This is a genomic window from [Flexibacter] sp. ATCC 35208, from assembly GCF_001975825.1.
Lineage (GTDB): Bacteria > Bacteroidota > Bacteroidia > Chitinophagales > Chitinophagaceae > Chitinophaga.
In genome coordinates, this window is the sequence record NZ_MTKN01000031.1 from 24001 (window position 1) to 47251 (window position 23251).

The 23251-nt window shown below is 46.6% G+C and carries 22 protein-coding genes; 10 read left to right on the top strand and 12 right to left on the bottom strand.

The window, feature by feature from the left end; translation table 11 throughout:
• Positions 1-210 (bottom strand): hypothetical protein, encoded by a 210-nt coding sequence (locus BW716_RS19545; RefSeq protein ID WP_083725077.1) that lies wholly within the window; start codon positions 208-210, stop codon positions 1-3.
• Positions 211-700: 490 nt separating this feature from the next.
• Between BW716_RS19545 and BW716_RS36190 the strand changes: the two genes are divergently transcribed.
• Positions 701-886 (top strand): hypothetical protein, encoded by a 186-nt coding sequence (locus BW716_RS36190; RefSeq protein WP_143708919.1) that lies wholly within the window; start codon positions 701-703, stop codon positions 884-886.
• Between the two features lie 126 nt (positions 887-1012).
• Here BW716_RS36190 and BW716_RS19555 read toward each other — a convergent pair whose 3' ends face one another.
• On the bottom strand, positions 1013-1435 hold the full coding sequence (locus BW716_RS19555) for a DUF4440 domain-containing protein (RefSeq protein WP_083725081.1): 423 nt from the start codon (positions 1433-1435) through the stop codon (positions 1013-1015).
• Positions 1436-1516: 81 nt separating this feature from the next.
• Here BW716_RS19555 and BW716_RS19560 point away from each other — a divergent pair, with 81 nt between their 5' ends.
• Genes BW716_RS19560 through BW716_RS19570 form a run of 3 tightly spaced genes read left to right on the top strand, consistent with a single transcriptional unit; the run spans position 1517 to position 4530 of the window.
• Positions 1517-2707, top strand: coding sequence for a DegT/DnrJ/EryC1/StrS aminotransferase family protein (locus tag BW716_RS19560; RefSeq protein WP_083725083.1), 1191 nt, complete (start codon positions 1517-1519; stop codon positions 2705-2707).
• On the top strand, positions 2707-3435 hold the full coding sequence (gene kdsB, locus BW716_RS19565; RefSeq protein WP_083725085.1) for a 3-deoxy-manno-octulosonate cytidylyltransferase: 729 nt from the start codon (positions 2707-2709) through the stop codon (positions 3433-3435). The genes BW716_RS19560 and kdsB overlap by 1 nt, the downstream gene beginning before the upstream one ends.
• 18 nt (positions 3436-3453) lie before the next feature.
• Positions 3454-4530 (top strand): iron-containing alcohol dehydrogenase family protein, encoded by a 1077-nt coding sequence (locus BW716_RS19570; RefSeq protein ID WP_083725087.1) that lies wholly within the window; start codon positions 3454-3456, stop codon positions 4528-4530.
• Positions 4531-4603: 73 nt separating this feature from the next.
• On the opposite strand, the gene BW716_RS19575 is transcribed toward BW716_RS19570, so the two are convergent.
• From BW716_RS19575 to BW716_RS19590, 5 genes are all read right to left on the bottom strand, one after another.
• Positions 4604-5830 (bottom strand): MFS transporter, encoded by a 1227-nt coding sequence (locus tag BW716_RS19575; protein ID WP_083725089.1) that lies wholly within the window; start codon positions 5828-5830, stop codon positions 4604-4606.
• Positions 5831-5911: 81 nt separating this feature from the next.
• Positions 5912-6055 carry a hypothetical protein gene (locus tag BW716_RS36830; RefSeq protein WP_179091193.1) on the bottom strand — a complete coding sequence of 48 codons (144 nt, stop codon included), beginning with the start codon at positions 6053-6055 and terminating at the stop codon, positions 5912-5914.
• A gap of 73 nt (positions 6056-6128) precedes the next feature.
• Complete coding sequence (locus tag BW716_RS19580) at positions 6129-8090, bottom strand: thiamine pyrophosphate-dependent enzyme (protein WP_083725090.1); 1962 nt, start codon at positions 8088-8090, stop codon at positions 6129-6131.
• On the bottom strand, positions 8090-8440 hold the full coding sequence (locus BW716_RS19585) for a phage holin family protein (RefSeq protein ID WP_083725092.1): 351 nt from the start codon (positions 8438-8440) through the stop codon (positions 8090-8092). Before BW716_RS19585 ends, BW716_RS19580 begins: the two co-directional genes overlap by 1 nt.
• Before the next feature lie 30 nt (positions 8441-8470).
• Positions 8471-9397 carry a hydroxypyruvate isomerase family protein gene (locus BW716_RS19590; RefSeq protein WP_083725094.1) on the bottom strand — a complete coding sequence of 309 codons (927 nt, stop codon included), beginning with the start codon at positions 9395-9397 and terminating at the stop codon, positions 8471-8473.
• Between the two features lie 99 nt (positions 9398-9496).
• Between BW716_RS19590 and BW716_RS19595 the strand changes: the two genes are divergently transcribed.
• From BW716_RS19595 to BW716_RS19605, 3 genes are all read left to right on the top strand, one after another.
• On the top strand, positions 9497-10465 hold the full coding sequence (locus BW716_RS19595) for a formylglycine-generating enzyme family protein (protein WP_083725096.1): 969 nt from the start codon (positions 9497-9499) through the stop codon (positions 10463-10465).
• A 21-nt stretch (positions 10466-10486) separates the two neighbouring features.
• Entirely contained in the window at positions 10487-11809 is a 1323-nt protein-coding gene (locus BW716_RS19600) for a Gfo/Idh/MocA family protein (RefSeq protein ID WP_083725098.1), read from the top strand.
• 85 nt (positions 11810-11894) lie between these two features.
• Positions 11895-13163 carry a D-alanyl-D-alanine carboxypeptidase/D-alanyl-D-alanine-endopeptidase gene (locus BW716_RS19605; protein ID WP_179091194.1) on the top strand — a complete coding sequence of 423 codons (1269 nt, stop codon included), beginning with the start codon at positions 11895-11897 and terminating at the stop codon, positions 13161-13163.
• Here the strand turns inward: BW716_RS19605 and BW716_RS19610 are convergent.
• The 3 genes from BW716_RS19610 to BW716_RS19620 form a co-directional block, all read right to left on the bottom strand.
• Positions 13157-13699: a hypothetical protein gene (locus tag BW716_RS19610; RefSeq protein ID WP_083725102.1), complete on the bottom strand. Its 543-nt coding sequence runs from the start codon at positions 13697-13699 to the stop codon at positions 13157-13159. The genes BW716_RS19605 and BW716_RS19610 overlap by 7 nt on opposite strands.
• 219 nt (positions 13700-13918) lie before the next feature.
• The gene (locus BW716_RS19615) at positions 13919-15022 is read right to left on the bottom strand and encodes a hypothetical protein (protein ID WP_083725104.1); all 1104 of its coding nucleotides are present in this window, start codon (positions 15020-15022) and stop codon (positions 13919-13921) included.
• 160 nt (positions 15023-15182) lie between these two features.
• A complete protein-coding gene (locus BW716_RS19620; RefSeq protein WP_083725106.1) occupies positions 15183-16631 on the bottom strand; it encodes a Gfo/Idh/MocA family protein in 1449 nt (482 codons plus the stop codon).
• Between the two features lie 119 nt (positions 16632-16750).
• Between BW716_RS19620 and BW716_RS19625 the strand changes: the two genes are divergently transcribed.
• Positions 16751-18208: a gluconokinase gene (locus BW716_RS19625; protein WP_083725108.1), complete on the top strand. Its 1458-nt coding sequence runs from the start codon at positions 16751-16753 to the stop codon at positions 18206-18208.
• Between the two features lie 39 nt (positions 18209-18247).
• On the opposite strand, the gene mutL is transcribed toward BW716_RS19625, so the two are convergent.
• Positions 18248-20134 (bottom strand): DNA mismatch repair endonuclease MutL, encoded by a 1887-nt coding sequence (mutL, locus tag BW716_RS19630; RefSeq protein ID WP_083725110.1) that lies wholly within the window; start codon positions 20132-20134, stop codon positions 18248-18250.
• 282 nt (positions 20135-20416) lie between these two features.
• Here mutL and msrB point away from each other — a divergent pair, with 282 nt between their 5' ends.
• Positions 20417-20857: a peptide-methionine (R)-S-oxide reductase MsrB gene (gene msrB / locus BW716_RS19635; protein WP_083725112.1), complete on the top strand. Its 441-nt coding sequence runs from the start codon at positions 20417-20419 to the stop codon at positions 20855-20857.
• 68 nt (positions 20858-20925) lie between these two features.
• On the opposite strand, the gene BW716_RS19640 is transcribed toward msrB, so the two are convergent.
• A complete protein-coding gene (locus BW716_RS19640; protein ID WP_083725114.1) occupies positions 20926-21213 on the bottom strand; it encodes a YciI family protein in 288 nt (95 codons plus the stop codon).
• A 243-nt stretch (positions 21214-21456) separates the two neighbouring features.
• On the opposite strand from BW716_RS19640, the gene BW716_RS19645 reads away from it, so the two are divergent.
• The gene (locus tag BW716_RS19645; protein WP_083725116.1) at positions 21457-23205 is read left to right on the top strand and encodes a DUF4836 family protein; all 1749 of its coding nucleotides are present in this window, start codon (positions 21457-21459) and stop codon (positions 23203-23205) included.
• The last annotated feature ends 46 nt before the right edge of the window (positions 23206-23251 follow it).

Sequence of the window (23251 nt, forward strand, 5' to 3'; positions counted from 1 at the left end):
TTAGAGGAGGGCTTGTTGCAGATACGCCTGCTGCATCCCTTTGATAATGCGTGCTACGTCTTCCTGAGGTTTGCCTATTTTACGCTCCAACCGTACATACAGCTCTTTCTCTTTGCCAGATTCAAATACCAGATCCTCATCTGACAACTCTGTGAAACGTTGTTTTAGCAATTTCTTCAGTACCGACCACTGGTAACTACGGATGTTCATAGTAAGCTTAATTTTATTAGTTATAAATATGTGACGTGTTTATCCATCGTTCCAGGGTAACAGGGGTCCCTCCACTGAGGTCTAAATCAAATAGTTATCTTCAGAACGTAATACTAGAATATTCAACTTTTGTGCCATTTGGTAGCATTCTGGGGTGAAAAAGTAAGCCGCATTGATCAATTCTATCCCTTTATAACAAATAGTTTGCGGGGTACCTATTACTGAATATAGGAATTAAAATTATGCTAAAATATTGAGATTATCATTTTAGCATATGAAATGCAATCTATTGCACCAGACTTTTCCTGGTTCGATTTGTGGAGACTTGGGAGACACCTGTGTTGTCGCATTACGCAATGTGTGGAGGCATTTACTCATCCAGGCATTACGAAATGCCCTATTGGCAAGTATTGCGGGATGGTACATACTTTGCAAAGGTATAATCGTATCGATTGATAATAGGAACTGTTCACAAGTAAAACGGAAATCCATGCTACATGATGATAAACAGCTTCCCAGTGAAGAGCATAAACAACCTTTACAGCACAAGGCTGAAATTTTAAAAACCGATAAAGCCGATACTAAGACCAATCCGCTTCATGGTGAGCTTTCCGGGAAACCGGAAGACGAAAACCTGGCGGCAAGGGATCAGGATCGTTCAAATAATAAAAGCTAATTCGTTTGCCATAGTTTATTGATTAACCTATTATGGACATCAAACGATTAGTAACATTCTTCTTTAATGTTGTGGTGTATAGCAGGCCGTCCCATTCATGGGATGGTTTTCTTTTTAATGCCATTCCTAACTACTATGATCGGCAATAATCTTCCACTGACCTTTGATTTTCTTTATCAATAGGGTATAAGCCCCTTGCATATCTCCCGCGCTTCTCTGTAAATGCCATTTTCCCACTACAAAGTATAGCTCCTTTGCCAATGGTCTGATTTCCAGGATCTTAAAATCCAGCTTGCCCATAGCGACGGTATCCGGGTAAGATTTCTTGTATCTGTCCAGGGTTGCCTGCCAGCCATATGTGGGGCCATGGCTGCCGACGAACAATAATGAATCTGATTGCCAGTACGTTTGCATAAAGCCTTCTATATTCCCCTGGTTCCAGGTGCTGGTTTGTACCGCCAGTAGCTGCCGGATCTCACTGTCCGGATGTTGCGCCAGTGCTGCTATAGACGGGGTTGTCAACAGGATAAGATACAGGATAAAACGCATGGCAATTTTTAGTAAAAGATAAACAGTTTTTCCGAGCGCTGAGTACTTGATTATACTACCTTTGCAAAAAATCAACAACTTATGCCCGGATATGAATTTTTTGGACCGGAAGAACGCAAGGAAGTAAATGACGTGCTGGAAACCGGCATCTTTATGCGCTATGGGTTTGATGGCCCACGCAAAGGCATCTGGAAAGCAAAGGAGCTGGAACAAGCCATCTCTGAAAAACTGAATGTTGGGTACACACAGATCGTATCCAGCGGTACGGCAGCCCTCACCGTAGCAATGCAGGCGTTGGGCATAGGTGCAGGAGACGAAGTGATCATGCCGACCTTCACATTTGTGGCAAGTTTTGAGTGTATCTTCTCGGTAGGCGCCACCCCGGTGCTGGTAGACGTAGATGATACCCTGACCCTGGACCCTAAAGCGGTTGAGGCTGCAATCACTCCACGTACCAAGGCGGTTATGCCTGTACATATGTGTGGTTCGATGGCTGACCTGGATGCACTGAAGGCCATCTGCGACAAACACAATCTGATCTTACTTGAAGACGCCTGTCAATCATTTGGCGCAACTTATAAAGGTAAAGCTGTTGGTTCTATCGGCCATGCTGGCGCCTTCTCCTTCGACTTTGTAAAAACCATCACCTGTGCTGAAGGTGGTGCCATCGTTACCAACGACAAGGATATTTATGTAAAAGCGGACGGTTACTCTGACCATGGCCACGACCACCTGGGCGTAGACCGTGGGGCAGATCTGCACCCATTCATCGGGTACAACTTCCGCATTTCTGAACTGCATGCGGCTGTAGGTCTCGCGCAGGTTAGAAAACTGGATACTTTCCTGAGCATCCAGCGCAAAACCAAAAAGATATTTAAAGATGCTCTGTCTGCCATTCCTCAGGTCAGCTTTCGTCGCCTGCCGGATGCAGAAGGGGATAGTGCTACTTTCCTCGCCTTCTTCCTGCCAGAAGAATCTCAGGCCAGAGCTGCTGCCGCTGCTATGAAAGCTGCCGGTCTGCCTGCTTTCTACTGGTTTGATAACAACTGGCATTATATCCGTAACTGGGAACACTTCAAACAAAGCACGGTGCTGAGCCGTTTTGCACCAGGCCTGCAACAGGCAATGGAGCTGTACAAAGTGAAACAATTCCCAGCTTCTGATGCGATCATGAGCCGTTGCATCTGCACTCCTATCAACCTGGGCTGGAGCGATGCTGAGGTTGCTGAACGTGCTGAGAAACTGGTAAATGCAGTAAAAAGCGCCCTGTAATGAAAAAAGTAGCCTTAATACCTGCCCGCTATGGCGCTACCCGTTTCCCGGGCAAGCTGATGGCTAAACTGGGTGGTAAGTCAGTGATCCTGCGCACGTATGAAAGTACTGTGAAAACAGGCGTGTTCGACGAAGTTATGGTCGTAACTGACTCCGATGTTATCTACCAGGAGATCATTAGCAATGGTGGTAAAGCGGTCATGAGCCAAAAGGAACATGAGTGTGGTACCGATCGTATTGCCGAAGCGATCGCTGACAGGGAAGATGTAGAGATCATCGTAAATGTTCAGGGAGACGAACCTTTCACCCAGAAAGAGCCGCTGGAAAAACTACTTCAGGTGTTCGAAGGCGAAGCTGGTCAGAAAGTACAGGTAGCCTCCCTGATGCAGGAGCTGAAAGACTGGTCATCCATCGAAGATCCTAATTATGTAAAGGTGGCCGTGGATAAACAGTTCAACGCACTTTTCTTCTCCCGCTCCGTCATTCCTTATCCCCGCGATAAACAGGTGAAATCCGTTTATTATGAGCACATTGGTATCTATGCATTCCGCCGCAAAACCCTGCTGGATTTTACCCAAATGCCGGTAAGCCCACTGGAAGCCGCTGAGAAAATAGAATGCCTGCGCTACCTGGAAAATGGCATCTCCATGAAAATGGTGGTGACTGAGTACATGGGTGTGGAAATCGATACACCGGAAGACCTGGTGAAAGCAGAAAAATTATTATAATAATATTAATAGACCGAGATGAAATTCAGGAACTTTAAGATGGTTGACTACGTGGTATATGGCCGCGGATGTTTTGACCAACTGGATGAAATATTGGCTCCCCAACGTAAAGGAGATGCACCCATGATATTTTTCGTGGACCATTTCTTCCAGGGAAATGACGCTTTTGCTAAGCGTATTCCAGTGAGAGGCAAGGACAAGATTATATTTATTGATGTAACAGACGAACCTAAAACCAAATACGTTGACAAAGTCAGAGATGACCTGAAAACTGAATTTGGTGAGGTGAGCGGTATCATCGGTATCGGTGGCGGGTCTGTAATGGACATGGCCAAAGCGGTATCCCTGATGATGACCAACCCAGGTTCTTCTGCTGACTATCAGGGCTGGGACCTGGTAAAATATCCTGGCGTATACAAGGCGGGTATTCCTACCATCTCCGGTACCGGGGCCGAAGTAAGCCGTACCTGTGTACTGACAGGCCCTACCCGTAAGCTGGGTATGAACTCTGACTTTACACCGTTCGACCAGATCGTACTGGATCCTGAATTGATCAGAGGCGTACCTAAGAACCAGATGTTCTATACTGCGATGGATTGTTATATCCACTGTATCGAATCTCTGACGGGTACTTACCTGAACGCTTTCAGCCGTTCTTACGGTGAAGAATCATTACGCCTGTGCCAGGAGATCTTCCTGCATAAGCCTGAATGGGATGACGATGCTGATGAGAAACTGATGATGGCATCTTATGCCGGTGGTATGAGTATCGCCTATTCTCAGGTGGGTGTAGCACACGCTGTGAGCTACGGTCTGGCTTACCTGCTGGGCACCAAGCACGGTATTGGTAATTGTATCGTGTTCGACAAGCTGGAAGAATTCTATCCTGAAGGCGTAGCTGAATTCAAAGAAATGGTGAAGAAACACAACATCGATATTCCACAGGGCATCACCAAAGGACTGACTGATGAGCAATTCAACATCATGATCGATGTATCCCTGGGTATGGCCCCGCTGTGGGAAAATGCACTGGGTAAGGATTGGAAAGAGCAAATGACAAGAGAAAGACTGAGAGCGCTGTACGAACGGCTGTAATCAGACCCGATATTAAAAAGACAAATCCCGGTCGCCTTGCAGCGCCGGGATTTTTTATTTTTCTAAGCATGAATTATCGTTGAAACCACTTGCCTGGTGAAAATACAAATTGTTTTACAGTTTGCATACGGCGATTTTGATAAATAAAGATCAAATAGACCGTAGCCGCAAGGGTCACTATAGCGGTAGAATAGAAGGTGAGGGGGAAGAACCTGGAATCGTTGTGATATACAAAGGCTGACAGGTAGGCGCCAATACCGATACCCGCTTCCTGTGCGATGTACATGGAAGCCAGTGCCCGCCCTTTGTGTTCTGGTCTGCCCAGATCAATGGTCCAGGCTGTCACGGCAGGAGAATTCAATCCTACTGATACACCATAGATCACAGCGGCAGTGAGCATCATGGCAGGAGAGTGGGCCACGCCTAAAGTAAATACCCCAACCGCCATAATCACTGTCGCAATCTTCAACACCGGCAATCTGCCATATCGGTCAGAGACCTTACCAGCTAACAACCGGATACTGATAGAGCTGGCGGTAAAGAATGTATAAAACAGCCCTTTGCTCGCTGGCGGCAGACCTACATAAGCGCTGAAATCAGGAATAATAGTGAACAGTACCCCATAGCTGTAATAAGTGATGAAAGTAACGATCACCGGCGCCAGTACCAATGGCTCAAAGATCTCTGATTTAGAGATCCTGAGTGTGGAGAGCCGGAAGCTTTGTTTATTCGGCAGCGTTTCTTTCATACCACCTACCAGTATCACTACTGATAATAAGGCGAACACTGCCGATAACTGGAACATCACGTGTATATCCCAGATAGAAGTAACATATCCTCCTATGGCTGGGCCCAGTGCCATACCAATGGTGCTGAAGAGTCCAACCATGCCCATCGCTTCTGCTCTGCGGGTATTGGGTACGATATCGGCCACATAAGCAGCAGTACCGGTAGGCTTAAAGCCTGTAGAAAAACCATGAAAGAAGCGGAGTAATAAGAAGGCGGCTACAGTGCTGACCAGGGGATAGAGCAGGCTACAGATCACACAGATCACGGAGCCGAAAATCATTACCGGAACGCGGCCAACGGTGTCTGTGAGTTTACCGCTAAAGGGCCGTGATAGCCCTGCCATGAGTGTAAACAAAGCAAGAATGTAGCCTTTGTATTGTTCGCCGCCCATGCTGCTGAGGTAAGCAGGCAAGTCTGGTAGCATCATGTTGTAGCTGGCGGAAAACAGTGCATTGCTAAGGCATAGCATGATAAAGTGGAAGGTATAGATCCTCCCGTGCGACTGATCCATGATGCAAAGTTAGTAAAGGGCAATAAAAAAGCCGTCTTAATTATTTAAGACAGCTCTTTAATATCATGAAGAAGTTGATTATTAGCGTTTTACGTACTTAAACGCAGCAACCAGGAACATTGCAGTGAATAAACCGATTACTACGAATGTAGCATAATGTGCAAATGCATCTCCAGCTCTGAAAAAATCTGTGGTTTCTACGTTATTAACTACGGCAAGCAACATAAAAAAAGTGTTTAATGATCCGGGGTGCAAGTTAGCACATTCATTTTAGAAAAAAGAGGAAAATTTCCGAAGCTTAATATTGCAATAATGTTTGTACACATTCATGCAGGCGTGCCTTCGCAAGGAAATTTGCTTCCAGCTCTGCTGCAAAAGGGACAGGGGTATCCAGAGATGCACAGCGCATAACGGGGGCATCCAATTGCCGGAAGCAGTGCTCGCCAATCCAGGCCGCAATCTCGCCACCGATGCCTCCGGTTAAGGTCGCTTCGTGCAATATCAACACTTTTCCTGTGGTAAAAACGGCTTGTTGAATGGCTGTATAATCCAGTGGTTGCAGTGACCTCAGATCCAGGATATGGATTGATAGTTCAGCATGCAGCCGCGCATATTCCAGCGCCCAATGTACGCCTGCTCCATAAGTAATGATACTAACATCATCTCCATCCTGTACCACCTTTGCTTTTCCTATTTCAATAGTATAAGGTGCATCCGGCACAGGGCCACTGATACTCCTGTACAAGGCTTTGTGCTCAAAGTACAATACCGGGTTAGGATCTGCCAGCGCTGCCAGCAATAACCCTTTCGCATCTTCAGGGGTTGCCGGGTACACCACTTTCAAGCCCGGTGTATGTGTAAACCAGGCCTCATTACTCTGTGAATGAAAGGGACCTGCCCCTACGCCCGCCCCTGCCGGGAGCCGTATAACCACATTGGCATTTTGCCCCCAGCGGTAATGAATCTTGGCGAGGTTGTTTACAATCTGGTTAAACCCACAGGAAACAAAGTCGGCAAACTGCATCTCTACCATACTTCTGTAGCCCATCACTGATAAGCCCAATCCTGCACCGAGTATGGCACTCTCGCACAAGGGCGTATTGCGTACCCGCTCTTTACCATACAGGCCTGCCAATCCTTCTGTGATCTTAAATGCACCACCATATTCGGCTATATCCTGACCCATCAAAATAAGGTCAGGGTGCAGTTCCATTGCCTGATGCAGGGCATCGGCTATTGCATTGATAAACCGTTTTTCAGAAACAGCGCCTGTGGGAGCTACTGGTACCGGTGCCGGCGCATAGATATCGTGCAGCTCCTCATCTAAATTGAAAACGTGCACCGTTTCGTGCAATGCCGCTTGTATATCGTGATCGATTTCCTGTTTCAGTGATTCCCGGATGGAATCATCTGCCAGGTTCAAAAACTGTAAGAACTTTTCGAAATGTAATATCGGGTCCTGCTTTGCCCATTCTTCCAGCAGGGCAGCGGGTACGTATTTTGTGCCACTGGCTTCTTCATGTCCCCGCATTCTAAAGGTCATGGCCTCTATCAATACCGGTTGTCGTTCCTCCAGGGCATGGCGTTTTGCCTCCTTCACTGCATGGTATACCTCTAAGATATTATTGCCATTGATGCGCATGCCCCGCATACCGTAGCCGGCTGCCCGATCTGCCAGCTGTTCACAGCGATATTGTTCTGCCACCGGGGTACTTAACCCATAGCCATTATTCTCTATCAGGAAGATCACTGGTAAACCCCATACAGCAGCTACATTCAGGGCTTCATGGAATTCCCCTTCGCTGGTACCGCCTTCGCCTGTAAAGGTCAGCGTTACTTTACCGGAGAATTCCAGCTGCTGCGCCAATGCGATACCATCTGCTACTGACAACTGTGGACCAAGATGAGAGATCATCCCAAATATGTGATGGGCTGCGCTCCCAAAATGAAAAGATCGTTCTCTGCCTTTACTATATCCCAGCGGACTTCCCTGCCACTGATGAAACAACTGTTGCAAAGGCATCTGCCTTGTTGTAAATACACCGAGGTTACGATGCAGTGGCAATATCCATTCATCTTCATCCAGGGCTAAAGTGGCGCCTACGGCAATCGCTTCCTGCCCTATACCTGAAAACCATTTACTTACTTTTCCCTGCCTCAGTAGCAATAACATTTTCTCCTCTACCAGCCGGGGGTAAAGTAAGGCTTTGTAAAAGCCCAGCAACTGGTCGTCACTGATATGTGTGCGGTCGAAGTACATCAGTCATCGCGCCTGGTACCAGCCAGGCTATTCATAATGCCAGAAACCACTGTCAGCACAAGGCTGAACAGCAATGCCCATATAAATCCATCTACCTTGAATCCAGACACCAGCGAACTGGCCATCATAATAATGATAGCATTGATAACCAATAGGAATAGCCCTAATGTAATGATGGTAACAGGTAATGTCAGCAGTATTAAAATAGGTTTTACCAACAGGTTCAGTATCGCCAATACAAAAGCCAATACCAGGGCGGTAATGAAGCTGTTAATATATACACCGGGCAATACATAAGCAGTAACCATGGCTGCGATGGCGCTAATTAACAGGCGGATCAGGAAATTCATACAGATAAATTTGAATGAAAGGTAACGAAATTACAGAAATGCATCGCTTTCCCTATAAGCCTTTATCAGTGCTACCTCACCTTCTTTTCCGGGGTTGGCATTGCCGTGTTCCATACCGAGTACGCCCTTATATCCTTTTGTGTGTAAATGTTTGAAGATGTTCTTGTAATTGATCTCGCCGGTAGTGGGCTCTTTTCTACCTGGGTTGTCTCCGATCTGAATATAGGCGATTTCGTCCCAGCACAGGTCCATGGTAGGTATCAGGTTGCCGGTATTGCGCTGCATGTGGTAGATATCGTAGAGTATTTTACAACTGGGGCTATTTACTGCTTTGCACACCATATAGCTTTGTTCTGCTGTACGGAGAAAGAGGTCTGCATTGTCGCTCAGGGGCTCCAGCACCATCACGAGACCATGTGGTTCAAGAATGGCGGTACCTGGGCGCAGTGCTTCGATGACATTGCCTGTTTGTACGCCCATAGGAAGGTTGCGTTCAAAGTAGCCGGGTACAAAGGTGGCCCATTTGGCATTTACACGTTTGGCTGTTTCAAGTGCCTTGCGACATATTTTTACAAAGGTGTCCTTGAATTCCTGTTTGCCGGTGGTGAGGGAGGTTTTCCAGTTGTCTCCACCGTCTATCACAAAAACACCCATTTGCATACCCAGTTTCGCCAGCAGATTTCCGATCTTTTCCTGTTCGGCTACATCGCGGTTCATGAGACCATTGTCTTCAAAGGAACGGAAGCCCTGGTCGTACATAAATTGAATCTGGTCCAGTACATTGTTGCCCGCGCTGTTTTTAAACATGCCATCATGGGGCGCATAGTTCAGGTTAAAGGGTTTGCCTGCCTCCGGAGCCAGGGGCTCCGAGGAAATCGCAGCGGCGGTAGCAGCATTGAAAGCAAGGGTTGACAGACCTGCCAGGGTGCCCTGCTGCAAGAATTTTCTTCTTTCCATAACGTAATATTTATTGCATGAGATTACTAAATGTATAAAAAACATTGCTTTACCGCAATCGATTTAATAAATTCACTATTGATTCTTTAAACCGGTGTTATGAAAAACAAATTGCTTGTACTGTCGCTAGGCTGTATGATCACCCAAAGTGTATCCGGCCAGGACAATAGTCCTCCCAACCAGCCCTATACGGCTACCCTTCCTGGTACGACTGTTTCTTTCAGGATGGTGCCCATTCCTGCTGGTTCGTTCAATTGGGGGAGTCCTGTCTCGGAAAAAGGCAGGAAGGAAGATGAAGGTCCCCGCCAGCAGGTAAAGATCGGGGCATTCTGGATGAGCGCACATGAAGTGACCTTCGATGAATACGATGTGTACTCTGATGCAGAAAAGGACAAAACCCCCATTCCTGATGGTATGACCCGCCCCAGTCCGCCATATATTGACCTGACCCTGGGTATGGGTAAGCAGGGTGGCTTTCCGGCAAACAGTATGAGCCAATACGGCGCATTGAGCTACTGTCGCTGGTTGTATGCAAAAACCGGTATCTTCTACCGCCTGCCTACAGAAGCAGAATGGGAATATGCCTGTCGTGCAGGAGCTGCTACAACTTATCCTTTTGGTAAGGACAGCAGCAGCTTAAAACAGTACGCCTGGTATGCTGGCAACAGCGGTGGCAAGTACCACAAAGTAGGAGAGTTGCAACCCAATGCCTGGGGATTGTACGATATGCTGGGCAATGTAGCAGAATGGACGCTGGACCAGTATGATGTACATTACCTGGAACAGGCGCCAGACAAAGATCCATGGAAGCAACCTACTTCCAGAACACCCCGTAGCATCAAAGGGGGCAATTACCAGGATGATGCGGCTCAATTGCGCAGTGCGGCCCGCCTGAAATCTGATCCGGATTGGAACAGACGTGATCCTCAGATACCCAAAAGCAAGTGGTGGAATGCCGATGCGCCTTTTATCGGATTTCGCATTATCCGCCCTGTAAAGCAACCTACGAAAGAAGAAGCCGGGCAGTTCTTTGCTGACGTGCTGGATAAATATATTGGTTCCAGATAACATGCTAAAACACTCACTATCATGCAAAAAAAAGAATTCCACTCAGGTCGTCGTGACTTTGTCAAACAATCCTCGCTTTTGGCAGGAGGACTGTTAACCCTGCCATTAATCAGTCAGGCCAATTTTTTCTCAGGCGCCAATGACGTCATTAAGATCGCTATGATCGGTTGCGGAGGCCGTGGCACAGGTGCCGCTGTGCAGGCACTGAGCACAAAACAGAATGTACAACTGGTGGCAATGGCCGATGCTTTTGCTGACCGGTTGAACGAAAGCTATGAAAATATAAAAGGAGAGGTAGGTGATAAACCTGGCCGATTGAATGTAAAAGAGGAACATAAGTTCGTCGGCTTCGATGCTTACCTGAAAGCGATTCCACTGGCCGATGTGGTGATACTAGCTACCCCTCCGGGTTTCAGACCTATTCACTTTGAAGAAGCAGTAAAGCAGGGCAAGCATATCTTCATGGAAAAGCCCGTAGCTACTGATCCTGCAGGTATCAGGAGAGTATTGGCCGCTGCTGAAATAGCGAAGGCAAAGAAACTGAATGTGGTAGCTGGGTTACAACGCCGCTATCAGAACTCTTACAGAGAGTTGTATAAACGTGCGCAGGACGGTATCATCGGGGATATTACTTCGATGAATGTATGGTGGAACCAGGGTGCGCTGTGGGTAAAACCCCGCAAACCGGAATATACAGAGATGGAGTACCAGATGCGTAACTGGTATTATTTCAATTGGCTCTGTGGCGATCATATTGTAGAGCAACATATTCACAATATAGATGTGGGCAACTGGTTTATGAATGATTACCCGGTTACCGCAGTAGGTATGGGTGGGCGCCAGGTACGCACAGGCAAAGAGTATGGTGAAATATACGATCACCATGCAGTAGAGTATCGCTTTGCAAATGGCGTGGCAATGAATAGTCAGTGCCGTCACTGGAAAGATAGCGCCAGTCGTGTAGATGAAGAGATCACAGGTACCAAAGGCCGCATCATCTGCGATAGGGCGGTGATACAGGATCACAAAGGAAAGGTGCTGTACCAGTTTGATAAGAAACAGGAGAACCAGCCATACCAGTCAGAGCATGATGAACTCTTTGATGCAGTAGCACGCGGTGTGTACAAATACCAGGATGCAGAGCGGGCTGCAAAGACAACGCTCACGGCTATTATTGGTAGACTGGCTACTTACTCCGGGCAGATCATTCCTTTTGATCAGGCATTGAAGCTGGACCTGAACTTACAACCAGCCGCCTACGCATTTGATGCAAAGCCGCAATTACTGCCGGATGCAGACGGGAATTATCCTGTAGCAAAACCAGGTGCTACCAGGTACGTTTAACTTTTTCGCATAGTCCGGGCCTTTAAAAAGCCCGGACTATTTATTATATTGAAGCATGAGGAATTGCAGAATCTTATTTGTTGTCATGTTGTTGTTCATTTTGCAACAACCCGTGTTTTCACAGTACACTAAAATTCAAACCTGGTCAGAAAAAGAATTGCTTGTCAGCAAGGCGTTGAGACAGGCGAATGTAGGCATCAGCATTTATGAACCGGCTACTAATAAATACTGGTACAACTACCAGGAAGATCACTACTTCACGCCGGCTTCCAACATGAAAATATTTTCCCTGTATACCGGTATGTTATTGCTGGGAGATTCTCTGCCTGCCATCAAATACCTGGATACTGATTCTGTGTTGTATGTACAGGGCACCGGGGATCCTGCCTTTTTGCATCCTGATTACACGTGGCAACCGGTCTTCCATTTGCTGCAGCAAACCAATAAGAAAATAAAAATTGTTCCGGCCATCAACGAGAATGCCCGCTATGGTTATGGTTGGTCATGGAATGATTATGCAGATTATTACCAGTCAGAACTGAATGAATGGCCCATGTATGGCAATGTAGCGAGACTGCGCCATCATGGCGACAGCTTATATATTATTCCAAAAATGTACGAGCTCACAACCAGCAAGGATAATAAACTCACTAAGCTGGAAGTAAAAAGAGATGAACGTAGTAACCGCTTCTCTATGGGTTATAACGGTAATGAATATCAACCGGAAGAAGAGGAAGTGCCTTTCATCACAGGTGGGTTGGAAGACCTGGCGGTCCGTTTGCAGGATACACTGCATAAGCAGGTTTACATTGCTCCCCAGGCGCCAGCAGGATTGCAGCTGCTGTATAGTATTCCGGCAGATTCTCTCTTCCTGCCTATGATGCACAGAAGCGACAATTTCTTTGCAGAGCAAACGCTCATGATGTGTGCGGGTAAACTCTTTGATACGATCAGTACCAGGCACATGATCCGCTATATGCTGGATCACTATTTAAAAGAATTGCCTGATACCCCTAACTGGGCGGATGGTAGTGGTTTATCCCGTTACAACCTGTTCTCTCCGAGAGACTTCGTGTATGTACTTTCCAACATGTACAAAACATATCCTACCGCACGTCTTTACAGCCTGTTTGCAACAGGAGGAAAAGGTACGTTGAAGAACTATTACAAAGAACAGTTTGTACATGCAAAAACCGGTACACTGACAGGCGTTGTGGCACTGAGTGGATACCTCGTAACTAAGAAAAATAAGACACTGGTATTCAGTGTGCTTGTCAACAATCACAACAACAGCGCCACTGCCGTACGAAGGGAAGTAGAACATTTCCTGACGCAGGTATATGAGAGCTATTGATTTTTTAATGAATAGCTGATCAGGCGAATGGTATCCGTGGCGGCATCTTTTTCAATGAATCCTACACTATCAGCATAGAAGTAATTGCCGACGGTGCCGAGGCTATATGCTTTCCCTTCTATAATCAGGTAGCTGTCCTGCTTTATGCCTATAACTTTTGAGTAGGTATTACCCAGAACAGTTTTAGGTGTGGCTTTTTGGATGATGTGATAATCCAGTAGTCCGGTTTCCGGGTTCCCGGAAAAGGTTGTGGCTTTCACCGTATCGGACCAGTGACCGTTTAGCGGCAGATAGTCATACAATACCGGGCGAACGGCTGCCGGGTGATAGGAGGTGGGGGAAGTGTAAGCTGGTTCATAATAATAGAAAATACCCTGGCTATAACGCATATATTGTTTGTTATAACCATCACTCTGAATGAGATAGGTATTACCCTGGATAAGGGTATCGCCGATGACGGTCAGGGAATAATAAAATGTATCCTGTCGCTGTATTGTACATGTAATTGTAAACAGCCCCTTTTGTATAGGGAGCATAATTGACCACTTCCGGCTCGCTTAAAGAATCTACAGGTACTTCAGGCATTCCCTCCAGGCTATATTCTTTTTTACACGCTACAGTTAGGCACAGCACGATAATAACGGGTATAAAAACCCGAATAAAAGATGGCATAGATTATCAATCTTTTTATAGTTGGCAATCGGTTGCAGAGGATAGCTCTCCTAACTAACGTAAATAAAAAGCAGGTAGATTTTTTAAGGAGTACAAATAACCAGATTTCCTGATATTATATCAGCACTGGTATATCCGCTATAGGGGCCAATTTCTTTCTGAAAAACGAGATTACCACAAGGGTCAGTGAGGGTGAGAATTAATGGTTGATTGGCGGCTACTCTGCCCAGGTAACGGCCATTGGAATTGGTATAACTATAAGTAGGATAGAAGTCAATTTTAGTTGAGATGGTCGTGAGCAGCTTACCGGCTGGTGCACCCACCTGTTTCAGGATATTAGCATCCAGCGTCACCAGAGAATAGGTTGTGGCAAAGAGCCAGCGGGTGCCTTTCCGGACATTGCCGGTATAGTCATTTCCTTGTTTATACCCCAGCGTTTCCTGTTGCCAGTATCCGCTGATGGTGTCCAGGTAGAAGAGGCCAATTTGTGCTGGAGCGCTTGCCCGGTAAGGACCAGGAATGGTCATGGTAATATTCACAAGGTGCTCACCATCCGGATGCAGCGCCACATTGTTGGAATCAAGCAGATCGACTGCCGCCTGACCAAAAGAAATCAAGCCAACTTCATTGCCGTTGTTATCAATGCCTCTCAGATCGCCAGCCATGCGGGTAGGCTGGTCCGGGTCCGATGGTGTGATATAATCTACCGCTACAGATACGGTCCCCTTATAGACCTGGTTATTGGAATTTTGGATCTGGTTGGGAGAGAACACGAGGTTCACACCAGTAAAACCAATATTCCCCACCGCACTACCGGAAAACGAAGTTGTGAGATCCTTTGGCATCATTGTCAACTTCAGGTATTGCTGGCCGTTGGCATGCGCCATCAGGGTACGAAATCCGTTGATATAGCCATGTTTTTTGACGGAGATAATAGCCGCATTCGTATCGACCATGACATTGTACAGCGAAAAGAGGCCACTGGAATCAGTTGTTGTGCTTTGATCACCACACAGTACCATTGCATTGGGAATGGGTTGCTGTGCATCATCTACTATCAGCCCCTGAAATGAGGAAGGGGCAGTAGGTGGCACTTCTTGTGGATTGGCTGCTTCGGAAGAAATGGTCTTTTTACATGCAGCTGCGACCAACAGTAACAAAAAGGGGGACAATCTTAGCCAGTACATATTATCAGTGGGAAAAGCGGGATTAGCTCTTCTTATAAAGTTATAGCAAATAATTGATTAACAATACATGAGGCTGACCATGACCCTATAAAACGAAAAAACCACTTTTGCCAAAGGCGAAAGTGGTTTTTTCGTGGAGCGGGTAAACAAAAATTCGTTTTTATACTCCCAGGCTCCATCCCTGACGATAAGTTCTTTTTACGAACTGATTTGCCTCGTCAAAGTTGGTCACCTTCATATTTTTATTATCCCAGAGCAGTTTTACATAGCGGCCGGGATAGGTAGTTTTACCATTTTCTTCCTTGCGGATGTCAAAGCTTCTGATTGCCAGGTTGGCCATCAGCAATGCTTCCGTGAGCGGCCCTGCAATAGAGAAAGGAGAGGAGATCGCCTTGTCCTTATCACTGTTATAACCAGCGATGGCAGCATTTACCCACTGTACATAGTGACCTTCCGGTACGCGTGCATATTTCTGTGGCACCTTCACCTGTTCTGTGCGGCTGGTTGGCAGCAATTTAGGATCGCGGCCATAAGTACCACACATCATTTTACCTTTCGAACCGATGAAGATAGCGCCGTTACCACCGTCGCCCATAATTTCATTAGGTCCCAGTTCTTCCGGCCTTTCAGGCTGGATACCACCGTCCATCCAGTGGAGGGTTACTTCCTTGCCTTTGTGATTTTCAAATTTCAGGATCACGTGAGATGATGGAGGGCAGCTTTCAGGGAAATAGCCTCTCTTGAATTCATCAACATATACGCTACCTACACTACACTCTACTGACTTGGGAGAACCCAGGCCCAGTATACGGAATGGAGGTTCGATGATGTGGCAACCCATATCGCCGAGGGCCCCGGTACCATAATCCCACCAGCCACGCCAGTTGAACGGAACGAGTTTATCAATGTAATCTTTGTAAGGAGCAGTACCTAACCACAGGTCCCAATCCAGTTCTGTCGGAACAGGTGCTTTCATATCTGACCAGGGAATACCTTGTGGCCATACTGGCCTGTCGGTATAGCAATATACGGTATGTACATCGCCAATAGTGCCGGCATCGTACCATTCACGCAGTTGGCGTACGCCATCGCCGCTGGAACCCTGATTTCCCATCTGGGTCACCACTTTGTACTTTTTAGCTGCTTCGGCAAGCATGCGTGCTTCGTAGATGTCGTGGGTGAGGGGCTTTTGCACGTAAACGTGTTTGCCCAGCTGCATGGCAGCCATAGCAGCAACAGCATGCTGGTGATCTGGTGTGGATACCGTCACTGCATCTATGTTCTTATGCTCCTTATCGAGCATCTCTCTGAAGTCTTTGTAAAACTTAGCCTTTGGAAAGCGCTTTACACTATTTGCTGCACGACGGGTGTCTACATCGCAGAGATAGGCAATGTCAGAAGGACCTTTTGCTATTTCCTCCAGATCGCTTTCTCCTTTTCCGCCAACACCAATACCGGCAACACGCAGACGGTCACTGGGTGCAATGAAGCCTTTCCCTCCTAATACATGCCGAGGCACGATCATAAATCCAGCAGCGGCAAGTGCGCCATCTTTCAGGAACGATCGCCGGGAGACCTGACTTCCCGGGGTGTTTTTTTCGTGGACCATATTAACAATGTTTATTTAGTTGAGACTGATTTTAATACCCATATCGTGGATCACTATTTGCGTCTTATACGGATTTAAATTATAAATTTATTTTTAAAGAAAGAAGGTAAAATATAGCAATGGCATACATCATCGGAGTAGATATAGGAACCAGCAGTGCCAAAGTGATTGCAGTAAAGGAAGATGGGAGCGTAATGGCACACTGCCAGCAGGAATACACTATCCTGCAATCCAAACCTGGATATAGTGAACAGGACCCTGCTTTTATTCTGGCTGCTGTGAAAAGTGGGATCAGAAGCGTCGCCACTATAATGAGGGCGGCGCCGGCTGCTATATCTTTCAGTAGTGCCATGCACAGCGTGATGATCATGTCGGAACAGGGAGAAGCCCTCACCCCACTAATCATCTGGGCCGACAACAGGAGTGAGCAGGTGGCAGACAAGCTGAGAGGCACCGCGCAGGGAAAGAAAATTTATGAACAGACAGGTACGCCTATCCATGCCATGAGTCCACTCTGCAAGATCATGTGGTGGAAGGAAAATGAACCGGAATTATACAAACAGGCTGCCTGTTTTGTCGGCATCAAAGAGTACATCTTCTATCATTTCTTTGGCAGGTACATCACCGATCATTCCATTGCCTCTGCTACGGGGCTTTTTAATATTCACGAATTGCGCTGGAATACGGATTCGCTCACACTGGCCGGCATCACAGCACAGCAACTGCCGGAAGCGGTGAGCAGCGATACCATCATCACTGGCGTAGACCCAGTCATTGCAGCAGAGTTGAATATCCCAGTAGATACACAGTTCATAGCCGGCGCCAGTGATGGCTGTCTGGCACAGCTGGGCAGCAATGCCCTCGATGCAGGCCATGCCTCACTGACCATCGGCACCAGTGGCGCCGTGAGAATGACCATACCCAATGCCATGACGGATCAGCATAACCGGTTGTTTACTTACATTCTGACCCCGGGGCATTTTGTAATAGGAGGTGCTATTAATAATGGAGGTGTATTGCTTCAATGGTACCTGGATAAATTTCTGCAGACAGGTATACATATAGACGCCGGTTTACAACAGGCTTTTGCAACCCCTGCGGGTGCAGAAGGTGTGATCTGCCTGCCGTATCTGCATGGTGAACGGGCGCCTGTATGGGATGGACATGCAAAGGGAGCTTTTATTGGGATACAACCGCAGCATACCCAATGGCATTTTATGAGAGCGATGCTGGAAGGGATGGCTTATGGTTTACTAAGTATTACCAAAGCTTTGGAAGAAACGACGGGAGAGGTGAAGAAGATCTCTGTGAGCGGAGGGTTTACCGCCTCAAAGGAATGGGTACAACTACTGGCAGATATATTCCAGCAACCTATGTATATGACGAAGGAAAGTGATGCATCTGCGATGGGAGCTGTGATGCTGGCAGCGGGGGCAATAAATTTAAAGATCACCCATACAGCACAGGAGGAAATCGTCTTTGAGCCGGATACGAACAAAGCAGAGCTATATCAAAAAGCGTATGACGTCTATATAAAACTATACGAGGCATTAAAGCCGGTATTCCCTATAATGTAAAACGTCATGCCGGAAGGCATGACGTTTTTAGTTTTCTTCTCAACCGCCGAACATCTTAGCGAGGTCCGTTAGTTTAAATGATATATAAGTGTACTTCCCGCCGGGTGCTGCATTTGGCATTGCACAGGCAAAAAGCTCATCTATAATATTCTGCATTTCTTTTGTGGTCAATGATCTGCCGGAAGGGATCGCATTGTTTCTCGCCATCGATCTCACGAGTTGTTCCCGTTTGTTCACCTTCAGCTCACTGCTATAGTGTTTGAATTGTTCCAGCAGCCCTTCGATACTAGCCTGTTCGTTTCCGCTCTGGATATCGGCAGGGGTACCTCTTACTACAAAGGTATTGTTGCCAAATGGTTCCAGGTCGTAGCCCAGTACCTGCAGGTCAGGGAGCATTTCGCTGATCAGGGCAGCATCGGCAGGTGGCAGTTGCAAGGTCTGTGGGAACAGGCTTTGCTGGGCTGGCATCGGCGTTTCCTGCAATGCACGGAGGTAGCGTTCATAGAGAATGCGCTCATGTGCAGCCTGCTGATCGATCAGGATAAAGCCTGACTTGATCTGCGAGAGGATGAACTGCTGATGTACCTGTACGGGTACTTTCTGATCGATGGTATTGTCCTGCCAGCGTTCGTCAATCACAGAGGCGGTAGATGACCTGCTTTCGAAGCCCACAGCTGGTAAAGGCTGTGTCTGGGTGTCTTCATCACGCTCTTCTCTGCTATAAGAATCGGAGGATTTGCCAATATCGTAGAGGTCTTTCCAGTGCTTCAGGTTACTGCTGCTCTTATCGATCACATGTGCCTGATTGGCCTGGGTAAACGTCTTGTACAGGGAGGAAGTTGCAGACTGTTCCTGGCGCTCAGCGGTAAATGGCTGGCTCACGGCATCCAGTTGCTGTATTTCGGGATCCAGTTCGAAGTTGAGGGTGGGCATCACATTGAATTGTGCCAGTGCGTGCTTGACAGCTGACTGTACAAATGCATACATCACCTTCTCGTCGTCGAATTTGATTTCCTGTTTGGTTGGATGTACGTTGATATCCACATGCCCCGGATCGAGGTCTATAAATACAACGTACAATGGAAAGCTATCTGCCGGGATCATATCGGCAAAGGCCGTCATGATCGCATGGTTCAGATAAGGACTCTTGATAAAGCGGTTGTTGACAAAGAAGAACTGGTCGCCCCTGGTCTTCTTGGCTGCATCCGGTTTACCTACGAACCCGTGAACGTCCATGTAGTCGGTACTTTCCTTTACACTCACCAGCTTTGAGTTGTAGTGCTGGCCGAGGATGGCAATGACACGCTGCTTCAGGGATCCTTTTTCAAGGTAGAAGAGCTGTTGTGTATTGTTCAGGAGTGTAAACTGGATTTGTGGAAAAGCCATGGCTACCCGGATGAACTCATCTACGATGTGTCTCATCTCGGCAGCATTACTTTTCAGGAAGTTACGTCGGGCTGGTACGTTGAAGAACAGGTTCTTCATTGCAATAGAAGTCCCTTCCGCCGTTTGGCAGGCTTCCTGTTTCCTGACGGCACTATTGTCGATCTCGATATAAGTACCTATGTCTGTACCGCGCATACGGGTCTTTAGTTCGACCTGCGATACGGCAGCAATTGAAGCCAATGCTTCACCCCGGAATCCCATCGTCCTGATCTGGAACAAGTCTTCAATGGTCTGGATTTTAGAGGTGGCATGCCTCTCGAAACACATGCGGGCATCTGCTTCACTCATTCCTTTACCATTATCAATTACCTGTACCAGTTCCTTTCCGGCATCCCGGATGATTAGTTGAACTTCCGTTGCACCAGCGTCCACCGCATTTTCCAGCAGTTCTTTCACTGCTGAAGCTGGCCGTTGGATCACCTCACCTGCTGCGATTTGATTGGCTATGTTGTCTGGTAATAGATTGATAATGTTCGCCACGTATAATGTGCCTTTATGCTGTAAAGTTAGGAAAGTTTACTGTTGATTCCGGAGGCGGGGATAAGATGCTGGCAAAATGTGAACTAGCGTTTTGCCATTCCCCCAAGGTGCTGTATTGACGCGAGTTTCAGCGCTTTGTGGATAGTGTGGATATGTTATTAACATTTCCACCTTGTTAACAAGACGTTAATCGCCGTGATTTTCAGCCATCTACTGAGGGAATCTGATAATTTTGATCCTCGCAGTATAAAAACGTATTGATATAAGGAAAAAAACCTGCATATGGAAGACGAAAAAAAGAGTGATGTATATTCCCGGACGGATACCAACAAGGTGAGTCTGACTAACGAAGAATGGCAAAAACGCTTAACTTCCGAAGTGTACCACATCGCAAGAGAGAAAGGCACAGAATGGGCGTTTACAGGAAAATACTGGAATTCAAAAGATAATGGCACTTACTATTGTGCTGCCTGCGGCAACCCTCTGTTCATATCCGATGCCAAGTTTGAGAGCAGCTGCGGCTGGCCCAGCTTTTTTGAACCGGTTACTAAAGGCAGCGTGATCTATGCACCCGACAACTCTCACGGTATGCACCGGACAGAAGTCATGTGTGGTCGCTGCAAAGCTCACCTCGGACACGTATTTGACGACGGTCCCCCACCAACAGGCTTACGCTATTGCATTAATTCTGTCATCCTCGACTTCGAAGACGACAAGCAGTAAATATTTACATACAGGGAAAGGACTGACTGAAGAAACTTTGGTCAGTCTTTTTTGTTGGCATATTTCAACTACGACAAATAAGGCTGCAACTCGTTGACATAGGATGTAGGCTCGAACTCGATGATTTCATACAGCGCCAGCTGGAATTTATCCAACGGATCTTCGCTCATGATTTCTTCCACTTCTTTGCGGCTCCCGGCTTTACATATGATCAGGCCACCGGATTTAGGTTTCCTGCGACCTGCCAAAATGAATTTACCACTCTTGTAGTATTTGTCTAGAAATGCTCTATGCTGCTCCATATAGTGTTCTATGGCAGCGACAGGTCTGATATATTGTAACAGGATGAGGTACATGATAGCGTGTCAATAATAGGATTTAGTGATCATGATTGGAAACCTTTGTGCAAAGGTATAAAACTATTGCAGCATTTAATTTTATAATACTCAATATAAATGAATGGATTGTGATATCCCTGAAAATAGCCACATATCTCGAAAAGCTGTAACTTAATATTATCTCCTCATAGCTTTACTAACGAAAAACGAAGTATTTTAGCGTCCAGTATATCTATATTATTAATTTCAGATCCCCTTTTTATGACAAAGATGTTTTCCAAAGTTTTGTTAACTGCTGTAACAGCGGCAGTTATGTTGTCTGCATGTTCGAAGGTTCCTGATCAAAGCAAATATATCCCCAAAACCGCAGGCGTAGTGCTGAGCATCAATAGCAAGCAGATCACGAATAAACTGGTGACCAATGGTCTTACTATGGAGAAAATGTTTTCCGCATTGCAGGACCAGGATACCAGCAACCCTGCTATGAAAGCATGGAAAGATGCAGAAAACTCTGGTGTAGACCTGCAGAATAATTTCTTCGTATCGGTTGTATTCAACAATAGCCAACAGTCTTACGTAACCCTCACCGGTGGACTGAAAGACGCTGGCAAGTTCGAAGCTTACCTGAAAAAGAACCTCCCGAACTTCACCATGAAAAAGAAAGATGACTTCCAGTACGTTTGGGAAGCTGATCAGGATGCTGTGATCGGCTGGACCAAAGAAACTGTGATCTATATCCGTGGTGTGGATGCCAACAAGCTGAAGAATGGTGGTCTTCCGGGTGGTATGCCAGGTGGCATTCCAGGCGGTGGTTTCGATGAGGATGAGGACGACAGCAGTGCTGTAGACAGCGCTGTAGCGACCCAGGTTCGTTTCCAGACAACTGATGCCGAAGCTACCTGGGTAGCAGAAGCTGATCACCTCTTCCACCTGAAGAAAGATGAATCGGCTGCAAACATCTCTGCATTTCATGACCTGCTCAAGAACAATGCTGATCTGAGCGTATATGTAAATCCAGAACCCATGTATGCTTCACAGGGTGCAGCAATTCCTGCAAACCTGAAGAAACTGCTGGAAGGGAGCTACTATACCGGTGGCGTAAACTTCGAGAAAGGTAAAGTAGTGATGGAAGGAGTATCATATGCAGGCAAAGACCTGTCTGATATCTACAAGAAATATGGTAAAACAGAAGCAGACGTGAAGCTGCTGGAACAATATCCTTCTGACAATATCCTTGGCTTTATGGTATACGGTTTCGACTTCCGTATGCTGGGCGATATCGTAAAGGCAACTGGTCTGGATGGTATGGCGAATATCAGTCTCCGTATGTACTCCGGCAATCAGAACCTGACACTGGATGATATCCTGAACGCTTTCAACGGTCAGATGTTCTTTGCAGCTTCTGACCTGAATGTTAGAAAAGCACCAAGCACCATTGTAACAGGTGACTCTGTAACCAGAACTGATCTGAAATGGGTGTTTGCGATGAAAGTAGGCGATAAGGCTGCTTTTGACAAAGTAATAAGCACACCAGCCCTGCAGACATTCGTGACCAAAAAAGGTGATAAATATGTACTGGCAGACATGATGCAGCAACCAGGTATGCCTGCCCTGTCTATCGACGATAAACTGATTGCTGTAGCTAACGACCAGCCTACACTGGATGCTTACCTGGGTGGTAAAGGCAAAGCCGGTGGTCTGGACAATAGCTTTGTAAGCAAGATCAAAGGCAACCCAATGGGAGCTTATATCAACTTCGAAAAGATTGCAGCTGCGATTCCGGTAAACGATATTCCTGCAAATGGTCAGGCAATCGCCGGTCAGGTAAAAGATCTGCTGAAAGATGCAACTGCTGTTACCCATCCTTTCGATGGTAAGTCACAGCGTTCTGAAGTAGTACTGAACTTCAAAAAGGATGAGAATAGCCTGGTTCAACTGGTGAATCTTGGTACCAATGTAGCCAGGATCGTACATGATGAAAAGAAGGTAGATACATCTGTAGTATACTAAACGGCACAGAAATTTTAAACCAGAAGATCATCCTGTTCCGAAGAAG